The organism is Streptomyces sp. NPDC051310 (genome assembly GCF_044455245.1).
Classification (GTDB): Bacteria; Actinomycetota; Actinomycetes; order Streptomycetales; family Streptomycetaceae; genus Streptomyces.
The window spans coordinates 276,268-283,842 of the sequence record NZ_JBITEO010000008.1; the positions used below are offsets into that span (position 1 = coordinate 276,268).

A 7,575-nucleotide genomic window follows, 5' to 3' on the forward strand; every position below is an offset into this window, starting at 1 on the left:
CGTGGCGAGGTGTCGAGTCCGAAGCGCCCGGAGGACCCGCTCTTCGGCTTGTGCGGCCTTCTCCGCCCCTGTTCCGTCCCCGTCCTCCCGACGCGGTTGTCGCGCGGCTGGCCGGAGCCACCTCACCCCCGACTCCCCATGGAGCTTTCCTGATGAGATTTCGCCGCCCACCTCTGGTCCTGAGCCTCGTCCTCGCGGTCCTGTCGTCCCTGCTGCTCGGGGCGACTCTCCTCAGCGCCCCACCCGCCGCCGCCGCGACCATCGACACCAACGCCTGGTACGTGCTGGTCAACCGCAACAGCGGCAAGGCCCTGGACGTCTACAACCTCGCGACCGGCGACGGCGCCCGCATCACCCAGTGGACCAGGAACGACCAGCATCAGCAGCAGTGGCAGTTCGTCGCCTCCGGTGACGGCTACTACCGTGTCAAGTCCCGCCACTCCGGCAAGGTCCTGGACGTCCACAACCTTTCCACCGCCAACGGCGGCCCGGTCGTCCAGTGGACCGATCTGAACGGCACCAACCAGCAGTGGCGGCTGGCCGACGGCGCGGACGGTCACGTGCGGCTCGTCGCCCGCCACAGTGGCAAGGCCCTCGAAGTGCAGGGCGCCTCCACCGCTGACGGCTCGAACGTCGTCCAGTACGACGACTGGGGCGGTGCCAACCAGCAATGGCAGCTGGTCAGGGTCGCCGGCGGCGGTGCCCCCGGCACCTGTGCCCTTCCCACGACGTACCGCTGGTCGTCGACGGGCGCGCTGGCGCAGCCCAAGGCGGGCTGGGCGTCGCTCAAGGACTTCACCGTCGCCCCCTACAATGGCAAGCACCTCGTCTACGCGACGACGCACGGCGCCGCGGGAACGGGAGCGGGCTGGGGCTCGATGAACTTCACGCCGTTCACCAACTGGTCGGAGATGGCCTCGGCCGGGCAGAACACGATGTCGAGTTCCGTCGTCGCGCCCACGCTCTTCCACTTCGCGCCGAAGAACATCTGGGTGCTCGCCTACCAGTGGGGCAGGACCGCCTTCTCCTACCGGACGTCGACCGACCCCACCAACCCGAACGGCTGGTCGGCGGAGCAGGAGCTCTTCTCCGGAACCATCGCCGACTCGGGGACGGGCCCCATCGACCAGACCCTCATCGGTGACGGCACGAACATGTACCTGTTCTTCGCCGGCGACAACGGCAGGATCTACCGGGCGAGTATGCCGATCGGGAACTTCCCCGGCAGCTTCGGGAAGACCTCGACGGTGGTCATGACTGACACGACGAACAACCTGTTCGAAGCGCCGCAGGTCTACAAGCTCCAGGGCCAGGACCGCTACCTCATGATCGTCGAAGCGATCGGCTCCCAGGGCCGGTACTTCCGCTCGTTCACGGCCACCAGCCTGAACGGTTCCTGGACACCCCAGGCCGCGACCGAGAGCAACCCCTTCGCCGGCAAGGCCAACAGCGGTGCCACTTGGACCAACGACATCAGCCACGGTGAACTGATACGTACCGGTGCCGACCAGACCTTCACGGTCGACCCCTGTAACCTGCGCTTCCTCTACCAGGGACGCGACCCCAGCTCCGGCGGCGACTACGGCCAGTGGCCCTACCGTCCGGGTCTGCTGACGCACCAGCGCTGACCGCGTCTGCCTGCTCCGGCCCTCCTACCGGGCCCTGTACCTGATCGGCACCGTGGAGGACGTCACCGGGGTCTTCCGCTCCACCGACAAGAACGCCACCTGGCTCCGTGTCAACGACGACGCCCACCAGTGAGGCGGCCTCGGCGGCGCCGGCGACCCCGACGCCTTCGGCCGCGTGTACGTCGGCACCAACGGACGCGGCCTCCAGTACGGCGACCCGTCCTGATCCCGACACCGGAGCGGACGCACGTGTGACGTCCGAGCGGGCGTCTTGCCCGCAAGAGAACGCCGCCCTCCTGACCGGTGCGACAGCGGTCGGAGGGCGGCCGTCCGCCGCGGTGCCGCTCATGGCCGGTGAGGCGACGGTCGAGCCCGGCGCCGGACCGGGGCCGGACCGGGCGGACGGCGCCCGGGAGACGGCGGCCCCGACGCCCTCAGCCGGGTCCCGCCGGCCCACCGGTCCGCGGGCCGCTCAGCGTGCCATGGCGCGCAGCAGCGTCCTCACGTACGGGCTGTGACGCGCCGGGCGGGCGACCGTGCCGGTGAGGGCCCGTTCGGCCCGGTCCAGGCTGTCCTCCAGGCAGGCGTCGTGCAACGGCCGCCACAGCAGCGGCCAGCCGGCGCGCGCCGGGCCGCGGGCGTTCATGGACAGGGTGTGCCGCAGCGCGGTGCGCCCCTCGCCGACGGGGATCACGGCGTACTCGTGGAAGCCGTGGAACCCGCGCGGACCGTCGAACGAGAAGCGCACCCACTGGGAGGACGCGTACGCCTCGACGGTGTAGCGGACCGGGCCGTGTCCGCCGGATGCCCCCACCGCCAGGGGCCGGTCGAAGATCATCGGTGGCCACGGGGCCCGCGGCCACAGCAGGTCGCCCTCGCTCGCCAAGGTGTCGATCAGGGCGCCCACCTCGCTCTCCTTCGCCGGCAGCAAACGCTCGTGCACGTTGTGGACGCCCATGGTCCGCCCTTCCGCATCACCCATATTAGAGAGAGCTCTCTAATATGGGGAAGGGTACTCTCCCCCGCATGGCCCGACCACCCCGCTTCGACCTGGACCAGATGCTGGACGCGGCCGTGCGCCTGACGGTGGCGTCCGGTCCCGCGGGGGTGACCATGTCCGCGGTGGCCAAGGAGGTGGGCGCGCCCAGCGGGTCGGTGTACCACCGCTTCAGCGGGCGCACCGCCCTGCTGGCCGAGGTCTGGCTGCGCACGGTGGAGCGCTTCCAGGACGGGTACTTCCGCACGTTCGACGCGCACGACGACCCGGTGCGCGCCGGCTGCGCGGCGGCCCGCCATGTCGTCTCCTGGAGCCGGGCCCACACCGGCGAAGCCTCCCTGTTGCTCTACGGCGCCGACGACTTCGGCCGCGCCGACTGGTCCGAGGAGCACGTCCGGCGGGCCGACCGCGGCCATCAGCGGGTGGCCGGCGCGCTCGCCTCCGTCACGGCCGCGCTCGGAGCCGACGGGCCGCAGGACGCCGAACGCGTCGCGCTCGCCCTGGTCGAACTGCCGCTGTCGCTGGTGCGCCGCCACCTCAGGGCGGGCACCCCGCTCCCCGCGTACGCCGAGGGCCTCGCCGAGGAGAGCGCCGCCCGGCTGCTCGGCCTGGGCTGACGACAACGGCCCTCACGCGCCGGCGTGTTCCGGTGCGCGTTATCGGGCTGTCGTGCGAACCCTCATACCAGAGCGGGACGCTCGGCGGGGAAGTTTGTCAACTGCCCACCGGACGTGAATATATGCCGACTACCGTGTGTTGCCGGTGATCAACGGTGGGCTCATCGGACGCCTGTTGCGCCCGCCGTGCGCCGAGGTCGAACACCCGTAGTACGCCACAGCATGCCCGTGGATACACGCCGATTCCTGGGGCCCCACGTACCGAGGACGCTGATGTCTCAACTTCGCGCACCCGCCGCGCGGCCGGACCGCCGTGAGGGCGGGCGGCACGGCCGGCCAGGCGCCCGCCCCCCGTCCCACGGGAGGCCGAGCCGGCCGACCCCTTTGCCCGACGCACGCATACGCCCCCAACTCCTGCGCGCCGCCGTACTGCCGTCCCTCGTGGTGGCCCTCGGCGGCGTCGCCGCGGTGCTCCTCGTCCTGCGCTCCACCGGAGCCCGGCCGACCCCCGGCCTGTGGGCCGCCCTGACCGCGTGCGCCGCCTTCGCCGTCGCGGCCGTCGCCGCGGCCGCGCTCGGAGCCGACCGCGTGGCCACCTCGGTACTGGAGCGCTGCACCGCGCTGCGCCGCACCGCCGCCCGGGGCCAGAACGAACTGGGCGGGGTGATCGAACAACTGCGCCGCGGCGAGCGCCCGCAGGCCCGGCCCGGCACCCCGCTGCCCGCCGCCGGCGCCGACGAGTTCGACCTGCTCGCGACCGAGCTGTCCCGCTCCCACGAAGCCGCGGTGGCCGCCGTCGTCCAGGCGTCCCAGCTGTCCAGCAGCGTCGGCAACGAACAGAAGGTCGAGGTCTTCGTCAACCTGGCCCGCCGGCTCCAGTCCCTCGTCCACCGCGAGATCCAGCTGCTCGACGAGCTGGAGAACGAGGTCGAGGACCCCGAGCTGCTCAAAGGCCTGTTCCACGTCGACCACCTGGCCACCCGCATCCGCCGGCACGCCGAGAACCTCGCCGTCCTCGGCGGCGCCATCTCCCGCCGGCAGTGGTCCAACCCGGTCACCATGACGGAGGTGCTGCGCTCCTCGATCGCCGAGGTCGAGCAGTACCCGAGGGTGAAGCTGGTACCGCCGATCGACGGCACCCTGCGCGGTCACGCCGTCGCCGACGTCATCCACCTCCTTGCCGAACTCGTCGAGAACGCCACGCTGTTCTCCGCGCCGCACACCACCGTGCTGCTGCGCGCCCAGCTCGTCACGGCGGGGCTCGCCGTCGAGGTGGAGGACCGCGGACTGGGCATGTCCGCCAGTGAGCAGAACAAGATGAACGCCCTGCTCGCCGACCCCGACCAGGTCAACGTCGCCCATCTCCTCCAGGACGGCCGGATCGGCCTGTTCGTCGTCGCCGCGCTCGCACGCCGGCACGGCATCGCGGTCCGCCTCCAGACCAACATCTACGGCGGCGTGCAAGCCGTCCTCGTCCTGCCGCAGGGGCTGCTCGGACCCGAGATGAACCGGATGTCCGCCGCGGACGAGCAGGACGCGGAGGACGGCGCCACGGCCGGGGCCACCCCCCGGCCCGCGGCCGTCCCCGCCCCCGCCCCGCCGCCCGCGGGCGTGCCCTCCCCGGCGCCCGTACCGCCGCAGCCGTCCGCCGCCGCCGAGATCACCGCGGCGGAGCCCCCGCACCCCGAGCCCGTGCACCGGCAGCCGGTCCACGCACCGCCCGCCCCGCCCGCCCTGCCGCACCAGCAGCCCTCGTACGTACCGGAGCCCGCGCCCCTGCCCGTACGGGAAGCGCACACCGAGCGCCCCCGGCTGCCCAAGCGGCGTGCGCAGGAGCACCTGGTCCCGCAGCTGCGGGACATGCCCGCCGAGCGCCGTCACGACGAGCCGGCCCTCCACGACCCGGGACTGATGGCGGCCTTCCGGCGCGGCATCGGGCTCGCCGAGTCCGCGCCCGCCGAGCAGCCGCACGCCCGACCGGCCCATCCCGCGCCGGTGTACGAAGAGCCGGCCCGGCCGGAACCGGCACAGCCGGAGCCGCTACTGCCGGAGCCGGTACTGCCGGAGCCGGTACGAACGGAGCCGGCCCCCGCACCCGCACCCGACCACCGCGCACCACGCGCCTACCCCGACTACCGCGCGTACCTCGAACCGCAGCGACATGACGAAGACCTCAAGGAGTAGATGCACCATGGCGAGCGATGTGCCGCACGGCCATTCCTCGGATCTCGACTGGCTGCTCGGCGGCCTGGTCCAGCGGGTCCCCCACACCCGCAGCGCGGTTCTGCTCTCCTCCGACGGCCTGGTGAAATCCGTGCACGGCCTGGACGCCGACAGCGCCGACCACATGGCGGCCCTCGCCTCCGGCCTGTACTCCCTCGGCCGCAGCGCCGGTACCCGATTCGGCGACAACGGCGAGGTCCGGCAGGTCGTCGTCGAGCTCGACAACACCCTGCTGTTCGTCTCCACCGCCGGGTCCGGCACCTGTCTGGCCGTGCTCGCCGGGCGCGAAACCGACGCGGCCGTCCTCGGCTACGAGATGGCGATGCTCGTCAAGAGCGTACGGCCGTATCTCGTCACACCGGCCAGACAAGCAGCGGCGCCGGGCGTCACGGGGCGCTGACCCGTGTCGCCCCGGCAACCGCAGGACGGCCCCTGGCTCGACGACGCGGCCGGCCGCCTCATCCGTCCGTACACGGTGAGCGGCGGCCGTACCCGCCCGACGGCCGCGCTGGACCTGCTCTCCCTGGTCATGGCCACCGGTTCGCCGCCCCAGGCGCCGCTCGGTCCGGAGCACAGCCAGGCACTCGGCCTGTGCCACGGACCGACCTCGGTGGCGGAGATCGCGGCGCACTTACGGCTGCCCGCGGTGGTCACCAAGGTGCTGCTCTCCGACCTCGTCGACTGCGGGGCGCTGACCGCGCGGGCGCCCCGCTTCCACGACAACCCCACCGACCGTTCCTTGCTGGAGGCAGTGCTCCATGGCCTACAACGACGGCTCTGAGGGCCGAGACGTGAGCGACGACGTCTTCCCCACCGCTCTGAAGATCCTGATCGCGGGCGGCTTCGGGGTCGGCAAGACGACCTTCGTGGGCGCGGTCAGCGAGATCGAACCGCTGAGCACCGAGGAGCTCCTCACCCAGGTGAGCGTCGGCACCGACAGCCTGGAGGGCGTCGAGTCGAAGAGGACGACCACGGTCGCCATGGACTTCGGCCGCATCACCCTCGACCGGCGGCACGTGCTCTACCTGTTCGGCACACCGGGGCAGGAGCGCTTCTGGTTCATGTGGGACGAGCTGTCGGAGGGTGCACTCGGCGCGGTCGTGCTGGCCGACACCCGGCGGTTGCAGGAGTCCTTTTCGGCCGTCGACTTCTTCGAGCGGCGCGGCATCCGCTTCGTCGTGGCCGTCAACGAATTCGAGGGCTCGTTCCGGTACGAACCCGACGAGGTGCGGGCCGCCATCGACCTCAAGCCGGAGGTGCCGGTCGTGCTGTGCGACGCCCGGATCGCCAGCTCCGGGATCCAGACCCTGGTCACCCTCGTCCAGCACCTGCTGGCGACCTACCCGGTTCCGGCCCCGGCGCCGAGCCATGGAGCACCCTGATGACCTACGACCCCACCGGTCACCTGCTGCTGACCCCCGTCGACCGCGAGGCACCGCTGCGCGTGCGCCGGCTGCGCGAACTGGGCATGGGGGAGCGGCCCGACCCCGAGTTCGACGCGTTCGCCACCAAGCTCGCGACCGTGACCGGCGCACCGTACTCGATGGTCAACTTCATCGACGAGAACCGGCAGTTCTTCGCCGGTCTGCACACCCCGGAGGGCGCGCACTCGGGTGGCGACCTCGGTGCCACGGCCGTCGCCACCGGCGGCGTCAGCCGCTTCATGGCGCGCGACCACGGCTACTGCCCGCACGTGGTGGTCCGCCGCAAGGCACTGGTCCTGGAGGACGTCTGCGACTATCCGCGGTTCGCCGGGAACCCGGTCGTCGACGAGATCGGCATCCGCTCCTACCTCGGGGCGCCGCTCATCGACCGTACGGGTACGGCGCTGGGCACGATCTGCGTGGTCGACACCGAGCCGCGCCCCTGGGGACGGGCGGGCCTGGAGACGATCAAGTCGCTGGCCGCGGAGCTGGTGGAGCAGATCCACCGCCGCGAGGACGGCCGGCTGTGAGCGGGGCCCCGGTCGTACGGACGCGGGGGGGGGGGGGGGGGGGGGGGGGGGGGGGGGGGGGGGGGGCGCCGCGGCCGGGGGCGGGGAGAGGGGTTTGGTAGGGGGCCCCCCCCCCCCCCCCCCCCCCCCCCCCCCCCCCCCCGCGGCGCGCCCCCC

8 protein-coding genes and 1 pseudogene are annotated in these 7,575 nt (G+C 72.5%); 8 read left to right on the forward strand and 1 reads right to left on the reverse strand.

Annotated elements, in window-relative coordinates; translation table 11 throughout:
* The first annotated feature begins 152 nt into the window (after positions 1–152).
* Together ACIA79_RS14840 and ACIA79_RS14845 are read left to right on the forward strand one after the other, a co-directional pair.
* Positions 153–1,628 carry a non-reducing end alpha-L-arabinofuranosidase family hydrolase gene (locus ACIA79_RS14840; RefSeq protein WP_399428626.1) on the forward strand — a complete coding sequence of 492 codons (1,476 nt, stop codon included), beginning with the start codon at positions 153–155 and terminating at the stop codon, positions 1,626–1,628.
* 22 nt (positions 1,629–1,650) lie between these two features.
* Positions 1,651–1,854, forward strand: a pseudogene (locus ACIA79_RS14845) (hypothetical protein); the annotation flags it as partial.
* 246 nt (positions 1,855–2,100) lie between these two features.
* Here the strand turns inward: ACIA79_RS14845 and ACIA79_RS14850 are convergent.
* Complete coding sequence (locus tag ACIA79_RS14850) at positions 2,101–2,586, reverse strand: SRPBCC family protein (RefSeq protein WP_399428647.1); 486 nt, start codon at positions 2,584–2,586, stop codon at positions 2,101–2,103.
* Between the two features lie 68 nt (positions 2,587–2,654).
* On the opposite strand from ACIA79_RS14850, the gene ACIA79_RS14855 reads away from it, so the two are divergent.
* The 6 genes from ACIA79_RS14855 to ACIA79_RS14880 all read left to right on the forward strand — a co-directional run bounded on the left by ACIA79_RS14855 (position 2,655) and on the right by ACIA79_RS14880 (position 7,419).
* Complete coding sequence (locus tag ACIA79_RS14855; protein WP_399428627.1) at positions 2,655–3,242, forward strand: TetR/AcrR family transcriptional regulator; 588 nt, start codon at positions 2,655–2,657, stop codon at positions 3,240–3,242.
* 273 nt (positions 3,243–3,515) lie between these two features.
* Complete coding sequence (locus tag ACIA79_RS14860; protein WP_399428628.1) at positions 3,516–5,426, forward strand: ATP-binding protein; 1,911 nt, start codon at positions 3,516–3,518, stop codon at positions 5,424–5,426.
* Between the two features lie 7 nt (positions 5,427–5,433).
* Complete coding sequence (locus ACIA79_RS14865; protein WP_399428629.1) at positions 5,434–5,865, forward strand: roadblock/LC7 domain-containing protein; 432 nt, start codon at positions 5,434–5,436, stop codon at positions 5,863–5,865.
* Between the two features lie 3 nt (positions 5,866–5,868).
* Positions 5,869–6,246 carry a DUF742 domain-containing protein gene (locus ACIA79_RS14870; RefSeq protein WP_399428630.1) on the forward strand — a complete coding sequence of 126 codons (378 nt, stop codon included), beginning with the start codon at positions 5,869–5,871 and terminating at the stop codon, positions 6,244–6,246.
* Positions 6,224–6,847, forward strand: coding sequence for a GTP-binding protein (locus tag ACIA79_RS14875; RefSeq protein ID WP_399428631.1), 624 nt, complete (start codon positions 6,224–6,226; stop codon positions 6,845–6,847). Before ACIA79_RS14870 ends, ACIA79_RS14875 begins: the two co-directional genes overlap by 23 nt.
* Positions 6,847–7,419 (forward strand): GAF domain-containing protein, encoded by a 573-nt coding sequence (locus ACIA79_RS14880; RefSeq protein WP_399428632.1) that lies wholly within the window; start codon positions 6,847–6,849, stop codon positions 7,417–7,419. Before ACIA79_RS14875 ends, ACIA79_RS14880 begins: the two co-directional genes overlap by 1 nt.
* Positions 7,420–7,575: the final 156 nt, after the last annotated feature.